Raw genomic sequence first — 623 nt, 5'->3', positions numbered from 1 at the left:
ATCGCCACTGTGTGCTTGGCACAACAGGCGTAGAGCTTCTGGATGGATTACCTCCAGTGCTTGACTACGATTTCCAAGTTAATAAAGGGATGGATCCGGACGCACACCCTTACGGCATCTTCTTCCATGACGTGGCTGACACCAAAACTACGGGTGCAAATGAGTTTCTGAAATGCAATAAAATAGATACCGTCGTAGTTGGTGGATTAGCGCTCGATTTCTGCGTCAAGAAATCCGTTATGCAAGCGTTAGATCTCGGCTTTAAGGTGATTGTGAATCTAGCTGCAACTCGCGCCGTTCTGCCAGATACGGTCGACAGCGTGATCGCAGAGATGAAAGAAAAAGGCGCACTGTTTGTTGCAAATGCCGATGACATTATTGTTGAGCGCTTCGCGTAATTAACCGCTTTCCTTGTGTAAAAACGGCCCAGATTTCTGAGCCGTTTTTATTTGCTTATTTTGGGATCGCGTCTTACTCATCATTTGCTTGCTTGGTTTTTCTTGATCTGTTTTTGCTCTATTTATTCTGAAGAGATTTCAACACTTCCGACTGGCCATAAATCTCTGCAAACGTCTTCAAGTCGAGTCCGGCTTTGTTGCGCAAATCGGGCGAACATTCCGCTT

General features: G+C 45.7%; 1 protein-coding gene and 1 pseudogene. One reads left to right on the top strand and one right to left on the bottom strand.

What is annotated here, in order from left to right:
* Positions 1 to 398: isochorismatase family protein (locus R8O11_RS28940; RefSeq protein WP_318195086.1), on the top strand; the 398-nt coding region annotated here is incomplete at its 5' end.
* A 118-nt stretch (positions 399 to 516) separates the two neighbouring features.
* Here R8O11_RS28940 and R8O11_RS28935 read toward each other — a convergent pair.
* A pseudogene (locus R8O11_RS28935) lies at positions 517 to 623 on the bottom strand (ankyrin repeat domain-containing protein); the annotation flags it as partial.

The organism is Vibrio sp. 1288 (assembly GCF_033344475.1).
This window is presented reverse-complemented; position numbering and strand designations above follow the sequence as displayed.